This is a genomic window from Lentilactobacillus senioris DSM 24302 = JCM 17472 (assembly GCF_001436555.1).
Taxonomy (GTDB): Bacteria; Bacillota; Bacilli; order Lactobacillales; family Lactobacillaceae; genus Lentilactobacillus; species Lentilactobacillus senioris.
In genome coordinates, this window is sequence record NZ_AYZR01000004.1 from 185,194 (window position 1) to 203,923 (window position 18,730).

The following is an 18,730-nucleotide window of genomic DNA, read 5'->3' on the forward strand; positions in this document are numbered from 1 at the left end:
GATACTCACAGTTAGATATACTATCACGTTTCCGTCAAGATTACAATTGCCTTTTTCTTTGATCCCGATACTTAACTAAATACGAAAAAAAGAGACTATCGCGTGATAGTCTCTTAATTTAATTCTAATCCTCGTTGTCAGATTCATTGTGTGCAATTTCGCGATCGGCCAAATTTGATACGGCATCTGCAACAGCAGTTGAAGCATCATCAGATGCAGAAGGAGCTTTATCCTCTGCTTCAGTTTCTTTTTCAACCTTAGCCATAGTTGCTACTTTAGATTCACCGTCCATCTTGATCAAATGAACTCCTAATGTAGCTCGACCAGTTTGAGATACCTTTTCAATTCCGAAACGAATCATAACCCCTTTATCGGTGATCAACATAATGTCTTCATCACCCTTAACGGTAGTTAAACCAGCTAATGGCCCATTCTTTTCAGTTACGTTAACGGTCTTAATTCCTTTTCCGCCACGACCCTTAATTGGGTATTCAGAAGCAGGCGTCTTCTTACCGTAACCCTTTTCTGAAATAACGAATACATCACTATCCGGCGCTAAGATATCTGAACCAACTACGTAATCGTCTTCGCGAAGGCGAATACCTCGAACCCCAGTCGCACTTCGACCCATTGTCCGAACTGCGTCAGCTCTAAAGCTAACAGCGTATCCTTGATGAGTTCCGATAATGATATTTTCATCATCGTCAGCAATTAAGACGTTGGTAACTTGGTCACCATCTTTTAGATGAATGGCCTTAAGTCCATTACTTCGGATATTTGTAAATTCAGCAACTGGCGTCTTCTTAACGGTTCCCAAGAGAGTTGTAAAGAAGAGGTCTTTATCAACATCACTACTACGATCAGCAACGTTGATCACAGCTTGAATTTTTTCACCCGAATCAATATTAAGCAAGTTAATAATCGGAATTCCCTTAGCGGCACGACCGTATTCAGGAATTTCGTACCCTTTCATCCGGTAAACTTTTCCGGCATCGGTAAAGAAGAGCAAAATATCGTGGGTAGAGGTTGAAACCAAGTGTTCAATGAAATCGTCGTCATGAACACCCATACCTTGGACCCCACGACCACCACGATTTTGCGCCTTGAACTCGGTAGTTGGAAGTCGTTTGATGTAGCCGTTATGAGTCAAACTAACGATTACGTCTTCTTCTTCGATCAAGTCTTCGTCTTCTAGACTAAGAACTTCTCCAACTAGTAATTCAGTTCGCCGATCATCGCCAAACTTATCTTGAATTTCCAAGAGTTCTTGGTAAATGATTTCGTTAACGCGCTCGCGACTAGCCAAAATTTCTTTGTAGTTTTCAATGGCCTTCATCAAGTCATTGTATTCTTTTTCAACTTTTTCACGTTCCAAACCAGTCAAACGAACTAACCGCATATCTAAGATCGCTTGAGATTGCTTATCACTTAACCCAAATTGACTCATCAATTCGTTTTTAGCAATTTCACCAGTTTGAGATCCCCGAATAATCGCAATGATGGCATCAATATGGTCTAACGCAATCCGTAAACCTTCTAAGATGTGGGCTCTAGCTTGCGCTTTCTTCAATTCGTAAGCTGTCCGGCGTTTGATAACTTCCACTTGGTGTTCCAAGTAGTAGGTCAAGATTTCTTTTAAGCTAAGCACTTGTGGCGTGCCTTTAACAATTGCCAACATGTTGAAGCTAAATGAAGTCTGCATCAAGGTTAGCTTGTAAAGGTTATTTAAGATTACTTCGGCACTAGCATCCCGGCGTACATCAATTACGATTCGCATTCCTTCTCGGTCAGACTCATCGTTAACATCAGTGATGCCTTCGATCCGTTTTTCCCGAGCTAGTTCAGCAATTCGTTCAATCAATTTAGCCTTGTTAACCATGTAAGGAATTTCGGTGGCCACGATTCTTTGCTTACCGTTAGCATCACCTTCAATTTCTACCCGCGCTCTTAAAGTAATTGAACCCTTTCCAGTTTCGTAGGCTTTTCTGATTCCAGATTTGCCCATTACAACTCCTCCCGTTGGGAAGTCAGGTCCCGGAAGAACTTCCATTAGGTCAGCAGTGGTAGCGTCTGGATTATTCATCAAGACGTGAATAGCACTAATAACTTCAGAAAGGTTGTGCGGTGGAATGTTAGTAGCCATCCCAACGGCAATCCCAGATGCCCCGTTGACTAACAGGTTAGGAAAACGCGCTGGTAAAACGGATGGTTCCCGTTCAGTGCCATCATAGTTATCTTGAAAATCAATTGTATCTTTATTGATATCTCGAATCATTTCCATGGCGATTTTGCTCAACCGAGCTTCGGTATACCGCATAGCAGCAGCCCCATCACCATCGACAGACCCAAAGTTACCATGTCCATCAACTAACATATAGCGGTAACTAAATTCTTGAGCCATTCGTACCATTGATTCGTAAACGGCAGTATCCCCATGGGGGTGATACTTACCCAAAACGTCCCCAACAATTCTGGCAGACTTTTTGTATGGTTTATCAGGGGTAACCCCTAATTCGTGCATATCATATAAAATTCGCCGGTGAACCGGTTTTAATCCATCTCGAACGTCTGGTAACGCCCGAGCAACAATAACACTCATTGCGTAGTCAAGAAATGACGTCCGCATTTTTTTAGATAAGTCAATTTCAGTAACATGACTTTCAAAATTTTCTTCGGCCAAGCTGTCTAACCTCCATTCTTGGTCAGGTGATTGTTTCACGTGAAACTACATTGGTACACTAGGATTTTTCCTAATCCTAACAGTGTTTCACAACACTAAATATCAAGGTTTTCAACAAACGTTGCGTTTTCTTCAATGAAATCACGACGTGGTTCAACCTTGTCACCCATCAGCATTGAAAAGACTTGATCAGCCTCAGCGGCATCATCAGCTCTTACTCGCAATAAACGTCGGTTTTCCGGATTCATTGTGGTTTCCCATAGTTGTTCAGCATCCATTTCACCAAGCCCTTTATACCGTTGGATAACTGGCTTAGGAGAAGGTGGTAGTTGTCCCAACACTTCGTTTAATTCTTCATCTGTGTCGATGTATCGTTGTAGCTTACCTTGCCGCACTTGATACAACGGTGGTTGAGCAACGTAAACGAAGCCCGCATCGATCATCGGTCTCATGTACCGGTACAACAATGTTAATAGCAAGGTTTGGATGTGCGCCCCATCAACATCGGCATCAGTCATGATAATTAGCTTATGGTAGTGAATCTTGGAGAGATCAAAATCTTCACCGAAACCAGTTCCCATAGCGGTGAACAATGACCGAATTTCTTCGTTGGCTAAAATGCGATCCATCGTAGCCTTTTCCACGTTCAAAATTTTACCCCGAATTGGCAAAATAGCCTGAGTCAACCGAGAACGTCCTTGTTTAGCAGAACCACCGGCTGAATCCCCTTCGACGATAAATAATTCTGAAATTTCTGGATCCTTACTAGTATTGTCAGCTAGTTTACCTGGCAAATTACTAATTTCTAGCCCACTCTTACGCCGGGTAACTTCACGAGCACGCTTAGCAGCAGACCGCGCCTTAGAAGCTAAGATTCCGCGGTCAACAATCTTTTTGGCATCGCTAGGATTTTCCATTAAGAACTTGTTGAAGTGATCTGAGAAAATACGATCGGTTGCAGTCCGAGCGTCTGAATTCCCCAATTTAGTCTTGGTCTGACCTTCAAATTGAGGATCCGGATGCTTGATAGAAACTACCGCCGTCATCCCTTCTCGAACGTCTTCCCCTGATAAGTTAGGATCGCTGTCTTTCATCAACTTGTTCTTCCGAGCGTAATCGTTAACGATTCTAGTCAATGCTCGTTTGAACCCTTCTTCGTGGGTCCCACCTTCGTAGGTGTGGATATTATTAGTAAAGGTCATCAAATTACTGTGGTAGTCATCAGTATATTGAAGCGCTACTTCAACAGTAATGCCGTTTTCAATTCCTTCAACGTAAATAGGTTCTTTAAGCAAGACGTTTTTATCTTTATCCAGATATTCAACATAATGCTTAATTCCACCTTCGTACATGAAGTCCTCTTCGGTTGGAACTTCTGGGCGTTCATCTCGAATAACGATCCGCAAACCTTTATTTAAGAAGGCTAGTTCTCGAACCCGAGTAGTTAAAGTCTTAATATCGTAAATCGTCGTTTCTTGGAAGATATCTGGATCCGGAACAAAATGTACCCGAGTCCCATGAGCATCTGCTGGCACATCCCGAGTGGTATGCATTGATTCAGTCACGTGACCGCGAGTGAAGTCCATTCGGTAGATCTTACCATTTTTGGCAACTTCAACGTCCAAATGAGTAGATAGAGCGTTTACTACTGAAGCCCCTACCCCATGAAGACCACCAGAAACTTTATAACCGCCACCGCCGAATTTACCACCGGCATGCAAAATGGTGAAGACCGTTTCTAGCGCTGGTTTTCCCGTCTTTTGTTGAATATCAACTGGAATTCCCCGGCCATCATCGGTAACGGTAATTGAGTTATCTTTTTCCACCGTAACGGTGATTTTAGTAGCGAACCCAGCTAAGGCTTCATCAATTCCGTTATCCACGATTTCCCACACTAAGTGGTGGAGACCTTGGGCACTAGTAGAACCGATATACATACCGGGCCGTTTTCTAACGGCTTCCAAGCCTTCCAGCACTTGAATTTGGCTGGCGTCATATTCTTGCGCTTTAGCTTGTTTGCTTTCTTCTTCAGTCATCTATTTCCTCCTTGACCCGACCATTAGCAATCTGAAAGACTTTCGGAGCTTTAAGTAACTCCTCTTGAACCCCACTTAAGCTAGTAGTCGTTAAAAACGTCTGGACTTTATCTTGAATCGCCGTCAGTAAATGCGTTTGACGGTAATCATCCAGTTCCGAGAGTACGTCGTCCAGTAGTAATACCGGATACTCATCGGTTTGTTGCTTCATTAAATCGATTTCGGCGAGTTTTAAAGCTAGTGCAGTGGTTCGTTGCTGGCCCTGTGAACCAAACGCCGCCACGTTCTTATCGTTAACTAAGAACGCTAAATCGTCGCGATGCGGGCCTAACAACGTCGTCGCTTGCATAATTTCTTTGGCTTCTAAACGCTCGTATTGTTGGCGTAAATATTGATATAACTCTTCCACTGAACCACGATTGGCTTCTGGAATGGCAGTTTGGTATTGAAAAACCAATTGTTCTTGCCCTCTAGAAATTTCGGCATGGATTTGAGCTGCAAAGTGTTCTAATTGCTCTAATAATGCCAACCGTTGAGCAATAATCTCTGCACCATAAGCAGCTAATTGATCTGATAACACTCCTAGATATACTTTATCTTGGTTAACATGATTATGCAGATCCTTTAGATACCGATTGCGTTGCTTCAATATTTTGCGATATTGGCTAGAATTATAGAGATACTTACTACTCATCTGTCCAAATTCCATATCTAGAAACTTCCGCCGTTTTTGTGGTGCTCCTTTAACAATCTGCAGGTCTTCAGGCGCAAATAAAATTACGTTTAGCTGGCCTACATAAGATGACAGTCTCGCCTGTTCTAAGTGATTAACCTTAGCTTTCTTACCCTTAGTAGCTAAATCCAACTCTAACGGTACCGTTCCTCGATTTTTACGAACCCGGCCTTTAATTTGAGCAGCCGTTGCCTGCCAGTTGATCAACTCCTTATCGTTAGCTGTTCGGTGTGAACGAGCTAGCGCTAAAACGTAAATCGCTTCTAGCATGTTAGTCTTGCCCTGAGCATTTTCTCCTAATAACACGTTAATGTGAGGAGAAAATTGCAGAGTCGTATCCTCATAGTTGCGGTAATTGCAGAGAGTTAAGTCTTCTAATTGCATTAATCCGCCTGTTTAGTCCGAATAAAAAACATGCCTTCCCCAGGTACATCAACATTATCACCATCATATAATTTCCGGCCCCGGCGATCATCGGGTTCATCGTTGACACTGACGGCATTTTCCTTCAAATACCACTTAGCCTGACCGCCACTACTAATAATGGATTCTTCTTTTAGTAGTTGGCCTAAAGTGATGTATTCACCGCTAACAAAAACTTCTTTTTTCACAGTTTCACCCACCTTTGTCTGATACTAATTATACACTTTTAAACCTAAAATGTACATCGAATTCGGCTATATAAGCCCTCTGAGCGTTTTTAGTTTCATTTGATATTTTTTTCCACCAAAGGACAAAATGGCTAAAAACTAAATTATGCGAATTTTAGTCGTTTTTACGCCTTTTTTTTAAAACTGACCAACCAAATTATCATTTTCCACCAAAAAAGCTCAGCACCTGATTTAGGTACTGAGCTTTTCACAAACTTAACAAGCCTTTTAGAACGTTCTAATTGGGGTAATCAATTGAATAAAGCTTTCGCCATCCTCACTAGGCATCAGCGTAAATGGCCGAAGTGGTGAAGTAAAATCAATGTTGACGTTAGTTTGGCCAAAAGAACGCAAGGCATCCTTCATGTAATCAGGGTTAAAGGAAATTTCAAGTTGGTTTCCTTCAACTGAGCGAGGTTCCATTGCTTCTTCAACGTTTCCGACATCTGGTGAATTACCGTAGATGGTAACAATTTGTTGATCAGGATCGATAGTTAACTTAACCACGTTATTTCGTGATTCATGAGAAAGTAAGGAAGCCCGTTCAACTGAAGCCAATAATTCGTGGGCATCAAATTGAATTCTGGTATCGAATTCGGTTGGGATTAACCGAGTAGTATCTGGGTAGTTACCTTCTAATAATCTGGAATAAAACATAGTGTCACCCAACATGAACAACACTTGGTTTTCAGTTACTAACAACGTAACGTTAGTTTGATCATCAGCAATCATTTTAGTCAGTTCAGTAAGGCTGTGACCCGGTATTACAAAATCGTAATGGCCGTTAACAGGTTGATCTAGCACTACTTTGCGTTGACTTAACCGGTGACTATCAGTAGCAACTGCCATTAAGGAATTATCATCGATGGTGAAGTGAACCCCGGTTAAAATTGGTCGACTTTCTTGGTTAGAAACCGCCATAACGGTTTGACTAACTACTTCTTTGAAGATATCTGCAGATAATGTAATTGAATCATTGGTATCAATTTCTGGTAAATGAGGGTAATTTCCTGCATCTAACCCATTGATTTCAAAAGAAGATTGACCAGATGTAATTTTAGTTTGGAAATTATCGCTAACTTCTAAAGTCAAAGTTTCCATTGGTAACTTCTTAACGATTTCAGTAAAAAATCTGGCGGGTAACACAATGTTACCTGCTTCTGAAATTACTAATTGGTTGTCTGGATCTTCGATTTGCACTGTTGTTTCAATCGAAATATCCGCATTACTACCAGTTAACACTAGTCCCGTTACGTCAGCTGATAATTTTAAGCCAGTTAAAATAGGAATCGTGGTTTTTGATGAAATTGCTCTAGAAACGGTGTTTAAAGCCTTAATGAATGCGGCTCTGTTGATTGAAAGTTTCATAAAATGAAGATACCTCCCGGAAAGTGGTGTGTTATTTACTTAAGTAATAAAAAGATAGAAGCAGTAGTAGGGGTTGTGGATGCTGTGGAAAACTCTGGAAAGTGTTTATTTATCAAGTTATCCCCATGTGGATAAGTGTGTGCACAACTCTTGCTTTTATCCTCTGTTTATCAACAGTATTATACCATTGAGTTTTACAAAATACGGCTTAGATAAAAAATCGGCTGAAATTATTTTAATAATTAAGTTAACTTAGCAAACAAAAATCTGGATTAACCCATATTAACGACGGGTTAACCCAGATTTTTTATTAGAATGGCAGTGTTACGTTAGTTATTTAGTGCATTTTTTAAATCTTTAACAGCTTTTTGAACGTCAGCGTCCACTTTGATGACTTCACCAATTTTTTCGCAAGCGTGAATAACGGTGGTATGATCTTTGCCGCCAAATTCCTTACCAATCTTAGGTAGGGAGTTGGAGGTCAATTCACGAGAAAGATACATAGCGATCTGGCGAGGCATTACGATTGATTTAAGGCGCTTTTTGCCTTTTAAGTCACTAAGAGAAACGTGGAAATAATCGGCAACCTTATTTTGAATGTCAGCAATTGACAATTCATGATGTTCGTTGGCTAAGTTCATTCCCCGTAAAGCTTCGTAAACTAACGCTGTAGTAATTGGTTCTTTTCGAAGCTTGGCGTAGGCTTGAACTCTAGAAAGGGCTCCTTCAAGTTCTCGGACGTTAGAATCAATTTGGCCCGCGATATAACTAAGAGTTTCATTAGGAATATCCAACTGATCCGCTTCAGCTTTGGCCCGCAAAATAGCAATTCGGGTTTCTAAGTCTGGTGGAGTGATGTCAACAGGTAGGCCCCAGGCAAAACGAGAAACTAACCGTTCTTGTAACTTGGGGATTTCTTGTGGCATCCGATCTGAAGTTAAGACAATTTGTTTGCCATTATTATAGAGATCGTTGAAGGTATGGAAGAATTCTTCTTGGGTCCCTTCTTTTTCTGCAAAAAATTGAATATCATCGACCATTAAAATATCAACGTTACGGTATTCTTTGCGAAAAGCTTCCGTTTGGTTGGTTTGAATGGCATTAATGAAATCATTGGTGAAGGCTTCACTAGTTACGTACTTAACGTTAACGTTGGGATCGTCTTCTAACATCCGATTACCAATCGCTTGCATCAAGTGGGTTTTTCCTAGACCAACTCCCCCGTAGAAAAACAAGGGATTGTACAGTTTTCCGGGCTCTTCTGAGACTACTAACGCAGCGGCGTGGGCCATTTGGTTTCCCTTACCGATAACGAAATTTTCAAAAGTATAGGCCGGATTAATATGATTTTCCTTACTAAAGGAGAAGTCGGTTTGTTCGACTTTTTGGGCCGGTGCAGTTTCAGCTTTTTTCGGCTCTTCGTATTTCTTGAGATCGTCTTCTAAAATAAATTTGGGTTCGATATTGCCCTTTGTAGTGATGTAGGCATATTCGATCAAATTTTGGACGAGCTGGGATTGCCAATAATCACGGTGCAATTCAGAAGGTAAGGCTAGCGTTAACGTTTGACCATCGAAAGCGACCGGAATAACCGGTTTAATCCAGGTGTCGTACGTAAGTGGAGCCATGCTTTGCTGAAATTTTTTGGCGAGTTCATCCCATAATGTGTCTTTATCAAGCACGAGTGGGTCCCCCTTAGTCATTCGTTACAAAATTCATGCAAATTTATTTTAGCACTGATTATAAAAGTTTTCCACAGGTAAAAATAGGTTGTGGAAAATTGTTTCACAGCTAGGAATAGGGTTTTCCACAGGGGTGTTTATAAACATCGTTTTTGAGTATTTGGTTTCAGTTGTTACCAAGTATCTGTGGATAAGTTGGTCTAGTATTATCAATGGATTTGCGGGATTTTTTAATAGTTATCCACAAGTTGTGCACAGCTGTTTTACCCGCCTGTTTACTTGTGGAAAAACCGTTAATAAACCTGTTAGTTGTTCCGCTACCAAAATTGAGTTATCCACAGCAATTGTTCATGAAACAATTTATTTTGTTCAAAAAATTACCGGTATTTTTGAAATTGACGGTTTGCGCTAACTTCTATTTATGGTATTATGTTTAAGAAATGCATTTGAACATAAAATTAATGCTTAAACGCGACACTAACAAAAGGAGGATTCTTTAGTTATGAAGAGAACTTATCAACCAAAGAAGCGTCATCGCGCTCGCGTTCATGGTTTCCGTAAGCGAATGAGTACCAGCAATGGTCGTAAAGTGTTAGCACGCCGACGTCAAAAAGGTAGAAAAGTATTGTCTGCATAGACCACTGACCATTCAGTGGTCTTTTTCATTTTTTAGACAGTTTTGGAGATGGATCATGCGAAAATCATACCGGGTTAAAAAAGAAGCAGACTTTCAGACTGTTTTTGAAACCCATAATTCAATCGCTAATCGACAATTTGTTATCTATTCTCTGGATAAACCGGGTCAACCTCATTTTCGGGTTGGTATTTCGGTAGGAAAGAAAATTGGTAACGCAGTGCACCGGAATTGGGTCAAACGCCGAATTAGACAATCATTGTTAGAGTTAAAGCCCCAATTACGGCAAGACGTTGATTTTATTGTTATTGCGCGCCCATCAACCGATGGCATGTCAATGGCTGAAATCAAACGTGGCTTAATTCACGCCTTAAAATTAGCAAAGTTGCTAGACTTTGCAGATGATGATGAGGAATCAACAATTGAAGAAAAGAATTAAAAAAATCAGTGCTTTACTGGCCATGCTCAGTTTGACTGTCTTTTTAACGGCCTGTAGCAACGCACCGATCACTGAACATAGTACCGGTTTGTGGGATGGCTTAATCGTTTTAAACTTCTCACGAGCTATTATCTGGCTTTCTAAATTCTTCAACGATAATTATGGGATCGGGATTATCATCTTTACCATTATTATCCGGATTATCATTTTACCGTTGATGATTTTCCAAACGCGCAGTATGCGGAAAACACAAGAAATTCAACCGCAATTAAAGGCATTGCAACAAAAGTATTCTTCTAAAGATACTGAAACAATGCAAAAATTGCAGGAAGAACAACGGAAGTTATACGCCGAAGCTGGTGTTAACCCAATTGCCGGTTGTTTGCCATTGGTAATCCAATTACCAATCATCTTCGCTTTGTATCAAGCTATCTGGCGAACTAGCGTTTTGCGGACGGGTCACTTCTTGTGGTTACAATTAGGGGCCAAAGATCCTTACTACATTTTGCCAATCTTGGCAGCGGTATTTACCTTCTTATCTTCATGGTTAAACATGAAGGGCCAACCAGAATCTAACTCGATGACGACGATGATGACGGTCGGAATGCCATTAATTATCTTCTTCACGGCGTTAAATGTTCCATCTGCCTTGTCACTTTACTGGGTAGTTACTAACGCTTTCCAAGTGGGTCAAACCTTGATTATTCAAAATCCTTGGAAGATCCAACGTGAACGAGAAGAAAAAATTAAAGCTGAACGAGATCGTGAACGGGCTAAGCAAAAAGCAATTAAAAAAGCTAAAAAGAGCAAACGTAAATAATTAAAAACCACTCAGCATATTGCTGAGTGGTTTTTTTGTCGTTAAACCTTACGCATGTAAGAATGGGCAATGCTAGGGAAAATATAAAGTAACCGTTCTACGTCCTCGTGTGAGGTCTTATTTTCAATAATATCAGTTAACCCATTAATGGTTTCTACAGCATCATTGCCATAACTAACTGCTCCGACAACGATATTATCTGCGTCATAAACGATGGTAATTCCACCATTAGTTTCGTTTCCTACCTGGCGGAACCAGTCAGTCGCATAATCAAATTCGACTATATGATACTTTTCAGGATGGGCTTTGGCTTCAGCCACTTCTACTCCGACTGCGGCGATTCTAGGGGAAGTAAAAACAGTATGTGGAATGGCCGGATAATTAATGGCCGCCGTAGTTTCCTGCTTGAATAAATGAGAGAGATAAAGGGACTCGAAAATGGCGGTGGGGGTGATTTTAGGGACCGTTTTTTGAATTACATCCCCAGTAGCGTAGATACCTGGTACGTTGGTTTGGAGGTGATCATCAACTTCAATTCCGGTTGCCTCATCAAATTTGAGTCCAATTCGATCAAGATCCATATTTTGAACGTTAGGCCGGCGACCACTAGCATCTAACACGTAATCGGCGGTTAACTGGTAGCCATCTGTACCATTCAGTTGGATGCCAGCTGTGGTTTGCCTAGCTTGTTCTATGGATTCACTGAAGTTGAACTTAACTCCACGAGATTGCAAGTCAGAAATGATTTTTTGAACGTAAGGTTGATAAAAGCCCCGTAAAACTTTAGTTCCCCGCAAGATGACGGTAACGTCACAACCGAATGCGTTCGCGATAGTGGCGGATTCCATTGCTACGTATCCACCACCGATAATTGCCATTTTGGCTGGTAAGTGCTCAGTTACTAAGAAATCGGTACTATCATGAAAAAGTTCACTTCCTGGAATTTCCATTTGATGGGGATGTTGTCCCGAAACAATTACGATTTTGGTGCTGGAATAATGGTGACCGTCAATGGAAACCGTATGGTCATCTACAAACTTAGCGTGGCCGGTTAAAATGGTTACTCCTGCGTTAACTAATTTCATCCGGTTACTTTCCGATAAGCCATCGATTACTTCATGTTTGTGAGCCATCAGGTCCTCCCAGTTGAGGATAGGGGCGCCGTTAAAGCCTTTTTCCTGTAATTGTTCTACTTGGCGTAGAATTTCTACCGGGCGATCCAGGGTGATCTTAGCATTACAGCCGCGATTGGTACAAACACCGCCAAAACGGCCTTCTTCTGCAACGGCCACCTTTAATCCTGCCTGACTCATTGGAATCGCGCCATTATAGGCTCCTTGTCCGCTACCAATAAATAAAACGTCAAAATCCATTTTGCATACCTCCCTCTTAAATTAATTTGTATTTTAACAAAAAATAGTTGGCAGAGCAGCAAAACGATTCGGCTAACCATTTTGGGGTTACTTCTTTATTTATGGTATTATTATCATGTTAACTTTATGGTAGGAGGGTTGTTTGTGACTGAATTTACCGGAAAAAACATCGAAGAAGCAATTGATAAAGGGTTGATGGCAATGGAGATTCCCCGTGAAAAGGCGTTGATTACGGTAAAACGGTCTGCTAGTAACGGTTTTTTAGGCATCGGACGCCAAATGGCGTTAGTTGATATTACCCTCGTGGAGGATAAGAAAAAAACCGAAACCGTTGTTCATTCTTACCGACCACCAATGCGTAAAAATAAAGTTCGAGCGGTAGAACCTGAATCTGAAGTTAAAAAGTATCCAGTTAAACCTAAAACTCAGCGTTTAATTGCTGATCAAGTGGTTGATAGTCTAACAAATTATTTAACCGATGTAATTAAAGCAATGGGCTTTGAATTAAAAATTACCGCTGACGTTAAAAATCGACATTTGATCAATTATGATTTGAAAACTGATAATGAAAACCGCTTAATTGGCCGCCATGGCCGAACGTTAAATGCTTTGCAACAACTAGGCCAGATTTATATTAACCGTGAAGGGGCTAATGATGTTACGGTTATGTTGGACGTAGCTGATTATCGAAAGCGTCGACAGGTTATATTAACCAAGGTGGCACACAAATCCGCTATGGAAGTAATTGCAAATGGTCGACCAGTGCACTTAAATCCAATGCCACCATTTGAGCGTAAGATTATCCATAAGGCATTAGCCACTAACGAACACGTAGATACTTATTCGTCAGGTAAGGGAAATCACCGTTCTGTCGTGATTATTCCCCGCTAAATTTTGTTTGACAAACCAAATGAATTTGAATATTATATAGGTAATCATTCTTATCTTAACTAGGTAAAGTAGTGAAAGTGCTTTATCCACGTCTTTTTGGCGTGGTGTGGGCACTTTTTTTGTATTCTAAATTCAATTATTGATGAAAGGAGCACAATTATGGTTTTAACCACAACTGATTTTGACACGATTGCTGCTATCTCCACTCCAGCAGGTGAAGGTGGAATTTCCATCATCCGAATTAGTGGGGATGACGCGGTAGACGTGGCTGCTCGGATTTATCGGGGCAAGAATTTGGCTAAAGTGGGCACCAACACGATTAATTACGGGCACATTGTCGATCATGACACGGGAGACGATGTGGACGAAGTAATGGTGTCAGTGATGCGGGCACCCAAGACGTATACTAAAGAAAACATCGTAGAAATTAACTGTCACGGTGGGATTGTGGCTACTAATAAAATTTTACAGATGGTATTAAGTAACGGCGCCAGAATGGCCGAACCAGGTGAATTTACCAAACGGGCCTTTTTAAATGGCCGGATTGATTTATCCCAATCTGAAGCCGTAATGGATTTGATCGAAGCGAAAACTGATCGATCTATGAAGGTAGCCATTAACCAATTAGATGGTAACTTATCCCATCTAATTCGGAATTTGCGGCAGGATATTTTGGACGTATTGGCCCAGGTAGAGGTTAATATCGACTATCCAGAATATGATGATGTGGAAACCATGACCAGTCGTTTACTTCGGCAAAAGGCTGAACAGGTTCACGCTCAAATTGATCAGTTATTAGTCACAGCCAAGCAAGGTAAAATTTTGCGAGATGGGTTAGCAACTTCTATTATTGGTCGGCCTAACGTTGGTAAATCTAGTTTGTTGAATCATTTAATTCACGAAGACAAGGCGATTGTAACCGACGTTCCTGGGACTACCCGGGATGTGTTGGAAGAATACGTTAACGTTCGTGGAGTACCGTTGAAATTAATTGATACCGCTGGAATTCACGATACAGAAGACAAGGTTGAAAAAATTGGGGTTGATCGTTCCCGTAAGGCAATCGACAGTTCTGATTTGGTTATGCTGGTCCTAAATGCCAGTGAGCCATTGACTGCAGAAGATCGCGAATTAATTGATGCCACTGCTGGTAAGCAACGAATCGTGGTATTAAACAAAACGGATTTGCCCCAACAAATTGAGTTAGAAGAAGTTAAGCACCTAGTAGGAGGCAAAAATATTATCTCCACTTCGGCAATTAAAGCCAGTGGCCTCCAAGAACTAGAAGAACTTATCGCTCATTTATTCTTCAACGAAGGAATCGAAAATAGTCAAAACGATGTCGTCGTAACTAACGCCCGCCATATTGGACTATTAAACCGGGCGAACGCTTCCTTAAAGGCGGTCGTAGATGGTTTAGATAGTGGCCTGCCAGTTGATCTAGTTCAAATTGATATGACCAATTGCTGGGATCTATTAGGCGAAATTACTGGCGACAGTTATCAAGATGAATTATTGGATCAGTTATTTAGCCAATTCTGTTTGGGTAAGTAACGTTTCATGTGAAACATTTATGGAGGAATCAACTCGTGAAAAGTTTACAAGTCAGCGACGTTAAGCAGACTTACGCTGGTGATGATTATGATGTAATCGTTGTCGGTGCTGGCCACGCTGGAAGTGAAGCGGCTTTAGCTGCTGCCAGAATGGGAAATAAAACCCTCTTAATTACTATTAATTTAGACATGGTAGCTTTTATGCCATGTAACCCTTCAATTGGGGGCCCTGCCAAAGGGATCGTTGTTCGAGAAATCGACGCTCTCGGTGGTGAAATGGGGAAAAATATTGATAAAACTTATGTGCAAATGCGGATGTTAAACACTGGAAAAGGTCCAGCTGTTCAAGCATTACGGGCGCAAGCAGATAAGCATGCTTACCACTCTGAAATGAAGGCAACTATTGAAAACGAACCTAACTTGACCTTACGTCAGGGAACGGTAGATGACCTGATCATTGAAGACGGTGAATGCCGTGGGGTTGTCACTAATACTGGTGCTAAATACCGGGCTAAAGCGGTAGTAGTGTGTGCCGGAACTGCAGCTCGCGGTAAGATTATTATCGGAGAATTGATGTACGCTTCTGGTCCTAACAATTCTCAACCCGCTGAAAAGCTAACCGCTAACCTAGAAAAATTGGGTTTTGATTTGGAACGGTTTAAGACGGGAACCCCGCCACGAGTAGACGGAAAAACAATCGACTATTCTAAGACGGAACAGCAACCCGGTGATGAAACTCCTAACTTCTTTAGCTACGAATCTAAAGATGAAGATTATCTAGCAGTTAAAAATCAACTTTCTTGTTGGTTAACTTACACCAATGAAAAGACGCACGAAATTATCCGGGAAAACTTTGATCGAGCTCCTATGTTTACCGGAGTGATCGAAGGGGTGGGCCCCCGTTATTGCCCATCTATCGAAGATAAAATTGTCCGTTTTGCTGATAAGAAGCGGCATCAGTTATTCTTAGAGCCGGAAGGTCGTCATACTCAAGAATGGTATGTCCAAGGGCTTTCTACCTCCATGCCAGAAGAAGTACAACAAGAATTTATCCATACGATCGCGGGCTTGGAACACGCTGAAATGATGCGGCCCGGTTACGCTATCGAATATGACGTGGTTGCACCATATCAGCTAAAACCAACCTTGGAAACTAAGGTTGTTAAAAACCTCTTTACCGCCGGTCAAACTAACGGAACATCTGGTTACGAAGAAGCTGCAGGCCAAGGCTTGATTGCCGGAATTAACGCTGGTTTACGGGCTCAAGGTAAGCCAGGCTTTACTTTGAAGCGGGATGAAGCCTACATCGGGGTAATGATCGATGATTTGGTAACCAAGGGAACTAAGGAACCTTACCGGTTATTAACTAGTCGGGCCGAATACCGGTTATTGCTTAGAAATGATAATGCCGATATGCGGTTAACCGAAAAGGGTCATGAGTTAGGTTTGATTGCTGACGATCGTTACGAAGCCTTTTTAGCTAAGAAAGCCGTTGTAGAAGCCGAATTAGAACGGTTAGCTAAGATTCGAATTAAGCCTAGTGAAGCAGTCAACGAGTTTATCACCTCCCATGGCGACAAACCATTACAAGACGGTGTGATAGCTGCTATTTTCTTACGGCGGCCATACGTGGATTATAAAACCCTCTTACAGTTCATTGCTGCACCGGATGAAGCATTAGGTCGCAGAGAAGTTGAGCAAGTTGAAATTAGAACCAAGTACGCTGGCTATATTGCTAAGGCCGAAGAAAACGTTGAGAAGATGAAGAAGATGGAAGCTAAGAAGATTCCGGATAATATCGACTACGACGCCATCGACGGAATTGCAACTGAAGCCCACCAAAAATTAAAGCAAATTCAACCCGAAACACTAGCCCAAGCAGGCCGCATTAGTGGGGTCAACCCAGCTGATATTGCCATTTTGAGTGTGTATATCCAACAGGGAAAAATTGCAAAAGTCCAATAAAAAAACATCGCCGTGACGGCGATGTTTTTTTATTTATTGATCTTCACCTACATCTAGTGCTTGATGGTGCAGATTTTTGAAGACGTGAGTATCAGCCCAGCCGGTAATTCCACCTTGAGCTAGGAAGGCAAAAACCGTTCCTAAGCCGAAGTTGGTAAAGCGATGGGTAATTAAAAGGGCAATGATAGCAAGGATGGTAGGGGGAATATAAGAAGCCCACATAGCTGGTGCTGCTTGCCCCTTGAAAAATTTAAACCGTAAGATTTGCATTAAGTCATCAGCGGGATGCAAAACTAGGTTAACCCGTTGATAAATCGAAATGGCAATCGCAATGAGAGCCACTCCAGCAAAATTAATTAAGACGTAGAGGCCGATCATAAGGGGCGTCTTAGCTTCTGGAAACCCGCTAAACAAATTAGGATACTTGCCCATGAAGAAGTCCTCAAAGAGTTGAATTAGGGCTGAGAAGGGAACCATGAAGGCAAGATTACCTAAAATACGTTTCCATTCAAATTTTCGAATTAACGCTGCGTTTAATAACGAAGTTAAAATTCCGATAATTAGAAAAGTCCAAAATAAATTCCAGTGAACGGCGGTTCCAAAATTGGCTTCCGCTGCTGTCCAGTAGGCAGATCCTAGAAAAGACGGCATGATTTTGGCACTAGTAACTAGGGTTAAGACGTTACCGGCGGAGTTAATTACCAGTGAAAGAGCAAAGAATCCTAACGAGGCAGCCATGGAAAGACTCCGAGTTTTGGGTTTAATTTCAGTTTGCGGTTCAGTAGCTAAGACTTTATGATTCAGCAAAATTTCCACATCCTTTTCAATTAATTCTTAACGGTTATATTCCTTTAACGCCATTGCGAAATCACCAAGGGTAGCGGAACCATTTTCTTTAACGTTAGGCATGGTGATGTATTGCTCAAGTGGTGGAACTGCGACGTAATCGTTGAGTAATTCGGCAAATTGAGTGCGAACTTTATCAAGGAACCATTCACTAACAACTCCACCACCAAAGACGATCTTGTCTGGTCGAATAGTGAGTGTGGTTTGAATGGCGGCTTGGGCAACGTAGTAAGCCATAATGTCCCAAACTTTGTGGTCGTGAGGAACGTCTTGACCGGAAATACCGAGGCGTGCTTCAAAAGTCGGGCCGGCTACCAAGCCTTCCAAACAATCATTGTGATAAGGACAGATACCAGCAAAATCAAGATCTTCTGGATGGCGTTTTAGGTAAACATGGCCCATTTCTGGATGTCCTAAACTTCCCATAAATTCACCGTTATTAACGATGCCGGCGCCAACGCCAGTCCCAATAGTGTAGTAAACTAGTGAATCAACTTTTTCATTGAACAAAGTTGAAACCACGTATTCGCCATAAGCAGATCCGTTCACGTCGGTAGTCCAAGCGATCGGAATATCAAAGGCTTGTTTGATGGTGCCGTAAAAATCGGTATTTTGCCAACCTGGTTTCGGGGTATTGGTGATATAACCGAAGTTATCAGCGTTGTGTCGTAATTCTAACGGTCCAAAAGAAGAAATGCCGATGGCTTTTAAATCTGGATACTGCTTAAAATAATCAATTACCCGCTGTAAAGTTTCTTCAGGGGTAGTGGTGGGAATGCGCACCTTATCTAAGGTTCTGTAATCTTCATTGCCGATAGCGCAGACAAATTTTGTCCCGCCGGCTTCAATACTTCCTAGTTGCATAATTGGTACTCCTGTTAATTTATTTTTAGTGAAATAATTCTTTTTAATTGATTGATATTATCATTGTAACTTAAAGAAAGCGGTTTATTTTGCTTGTTGGAACCGTTTTCTTAATCGGTATAACCGTCATAATAGCGATACAAACGTTTACATTTTTTCTTTAAAAAGATTTAATGGCGTAAGGAAGATAGTTAAT

Annotated in this window: 15 protein-coding genes; 6 read left to right on the forward strand and 9 right to left on the reverse strand. The window is 41.4% G+C overall.

The window, feature by feature from the left end; translation table 11 throughout:
• Positions 1 to 124: 124 nt before the first annotated feature.
• The 6 genes from gyrA to dnaA form a co-directional block, all read right to left on the reverse strand.
• The gene (gene gyrA / locus FC56_RS01215; RefSeq protein ID WP_162256153.1) at positions 125 to 2,626 is read right to left on the reverse strand and encodes a DNA gyrase subunit A; all 2,502 of its coding nucleotides are present in this window, start codon (positions 2,624 to 2,626) and stop codon (positions 125 to 127) included.
• 149 nt (positions 2,627 to 2,775) lie between these two features.
• Positions 2,776 to 4,716: a DNA topoisomerase (ATP-hydrolyzing) subunit B gene (gyrB, locus tag FC56_RS01220; protein ID WP_056977481.1), complete on the reverse strand. Its 1,941-nt coding sequence runs from the start codon at positions 4,714 to 4,716 to the stop codon at positions 2,776 to 2,778.
• Entirely contained in the window at positions 4,709 to 5,833 is a 1,125-nt protein-coding gene (recF, locus tag FC56_RS01225; RefSeq protein ID WP_054670154.1) for a DNA replication/repair protein RecF, read from the reverse strand. The genes gyrB and recF overlap by 8 nt, the downstream gene beginning before the upstream one ends.
• On the reverse strand, positions 5,833 to 6,060 hold the full coding sequence (gene yaaA / locus FC56_RS01230; RefSeq protein ID WP_054670151.1) for a S4 domain-containing protein YaaA: 228 nt from the start codon (positions 6,058 to 6,060) through the stop codon (positions 5,833 to 5,835). Before yaaA ends, recF begins: the two co-directional genes overlap by 1 nt.
• A 267-nt stretch (positions 6,061 to 6,327) precedes the next feature.
• Positions 6,328 to 7,467 (reverse strand): DNA polymerase III subunit beta, encoded by a 1,140-nt coding sequence (gene dnaN / locus FC56_RS01235; RefSeq protein WP_056977484.1) that lies wholly within the window; start codon positions 7,465 to 7,467, stop codon positions 6,328 to 6,330.
• Positions 7,468 to 7,796: 329 nt separating this feature from the next.
• Positions 7,797 to 9,149: a chromosomal replication initiator protein DnaA gene (dnaA, locus tag FC56_RS01240; RefSeq protein WP_056977486.1), complete on the reverse strand. Its 1,353-nt coding sequence runs from the start codon at positions 9,147 to 9,149 to the stop codon at positions 7,797 to 7,799.
• 502 nt (positions 9,150 to 9,651) lie between these two features.
• On the opposite strand from dnaA, the gene rpmH reads away from it, so the two are divergent.
• From rpmH to yidC, 3 genes are read left to right on the forward strand one after another with little or no spacing between them, the layout of a single operon-like run.
• On the forward strand, positions 9,652 to 9,786 hold the full coding sequence (gene rpmH / locus FC56_RS01245) for a 50S ribosomal protein L34 (RefSeq protein ID WP_003550985.1): 135 nt from the start codon (positions 9,652 to 9,654) through the stop codon (positions 9,784 to 9,786).
• A gap of 55 nt (positions 9,787 to 9,841) precedes the next feature.
• Positions 9,842 to 10,222, forward strand: coding sequence for a ribonuclease P protein component (rnpA, locus tag FC56_RS01250; RefSeq protein ID WP_056977488.1), 381 nt, complete (start codon positions 9,842 to 9,844; stop codon positions 10,220 to 10,222).
• On the forward strand, positions 10,206 to 11,042 hold the full coding sequence (gene yidC / locus FC56_RS01255; RefSeq protein ID WP_056977490.1) for a membrane protein insertase YidC: 837 nt from the start codon (positions 10,206 to 10,208) through the stop codon (positions 11,040 to 11,042). The genes rnpA and yidC overlap by 17 nt, the downstream gene beginning before the upstream one ends.
• A 41-nt stretch (positions 11,043 to 11,083) precedes the next feature.
• On the opposite strand, the gene FC56_RS01260 is transcribed toward yidC, so the two are convergent.
• Positions 11,084 to 12,415, reverse strand: coding sequence for a dihydrolipoyl dehydrogenase family protein (locus tag FC56_RS01260; RefSeq protein ID WP_056977492.1), 1,332 nt, complete (start codon positions 12,413 to 12,415; stop codon positions 11,084 to 11,086).
• Positions 12,416 to 12,559: 144 nt separating this feature from the next.
• Here FC56_RS01260 and jag point away from each other — a divergent pair, with 144 nt between their 5' ends.
• The 3 genes from jag (at position 12,560) to mnmG (ending at position 16,824) form a co-directional block, all read left to right on the forward strand.
• A complete protein-coding gene (gene jag, locus FC56_RS01265; RefSeq protein WP_056977494.1) occupies positions 12,560 to 13,306 on the forward strand; it encodes an RNA-binding cell elongation regulator Jag/EloR in 747 nt (248 codons plus the stop codon).
• Between the two features lie 159 nt (positions 13,307 to 13,465).
• On the forward strand, positions 13,466 to 14,860 hold the full coding sequence (gene mnmE, locus FC56_RS01270; protein ID WP_056977496.1) for a tRNA uridine-5-carboxymethylaminomethyl(34) synthesis GTPase MnmE: 1,395 nt from the start codon (positions 13,466 to 13,468) through the stop codon (positions 14,858 to 14,860).
• 35 nt (positions 14,861 to 14,895) lie between these two features.
• Entirely contained in the window at positions 14,896 to 16,824 is a 1,929-nt protein-coding gene (mnmG, locus tag FC56_RS01275) for a tRNA uridine-5-carboxymethylaminomethyl(34) synthesis enzyme MnmG (protein ID WP_056977498.1), read from the forward strand.
• Between the two features lie 33 nt (positions 16,825 to 16,857).
• Here mnmG and FC56_RS01280 read toward each other — a convergent pair whose 3' ends face one another.
• A complete protein-coding gene (locus FC56_RS01280) occupies positions 16,858 to 17,628 on the reverse strand; it encodes a DUF6198 family protein (RefSeq protein WP_056977908.1) in 771 nt (256 codons plus the stop codon).
• Between the two features lie 30 nt (positions 17,629 to 17,658).
• Positions 17,659 to 18,534, reverse strand: a complete 876-nt coding sequence (gene scrK, locus FC56_RS01285) for a fructokinase ScrK (RefSeq protein WP_056977501.1) — start codon at positions 18,532 to 18,534, stop codon at positions 17,659 to 17,661.
• Positions 18,535 to 18,730: the final 196 nt, after the last annotated feature.

Excerpts from the sequence above, each read along its gene's own strand:
- gyrA (WP_162256153.1), bottom strand. The coding sequence starts at position 2,626 with ATGCGGACGTCATTTCTTGACTACGCAATGAGTGTTATTGTTGCTCGG.
- gyrB (WP_056977481.1), bottom strand. The coding sequence starts at position 4,716 with ATGACTGAAGAAGAAAGCAAACAAGCTAAAGCGCAAGAATATGACGCC.
- recF (WP_054670154.1), bottom strand. The coding sequence starts at position 5,833 with ATGCAATTAGAAGACTTAACTCTCTGCAATTACCGCAACTATGAGGAT.
- dnaN (WP_056977484.1), bottom strand. The coding sequence starts at position 7,467 with ATGAAACTTTCAATCAACAGAGCCGCATTCATTAAGGCTTTAAACACC.
- rpmH (WP_003550985.1), top strand. The coding sequence starts at position 9,652 with ATGAAGAGAACTTATCAACCAAAGAAGCGTCATCGCGCTCGCGTTCAT.
- rnpA (WP_056977488.1), top strand. The coding sequence starts at position 9,842 with ATGCGAAAATCATACCGGGTTAAAAAAGAAGCAGACTTTCAGACTGTT.
- FC56_RS01260 (WP_056977492.1), bottom strand. The coding sequence starts at position 12,415 with ATGGATTTTGACGTTTTATTTATTGGTAGCGGACAAGGAGCCTATAAT.
- mnmE (WP_056977496.1), top strand. The coding sequence starts at position 13,466 with ATGGTTTTAACCACAACTGATTTTGACACGATTGCTGCTATCTCCACT.
- scrK (WP_056977501.1), bottom strand. The coding sequence starts at position 18,534 with ATGCAACTAGGAAGTATTGAAGCCGGCGGGACAAAATTTGTCTGCGCT.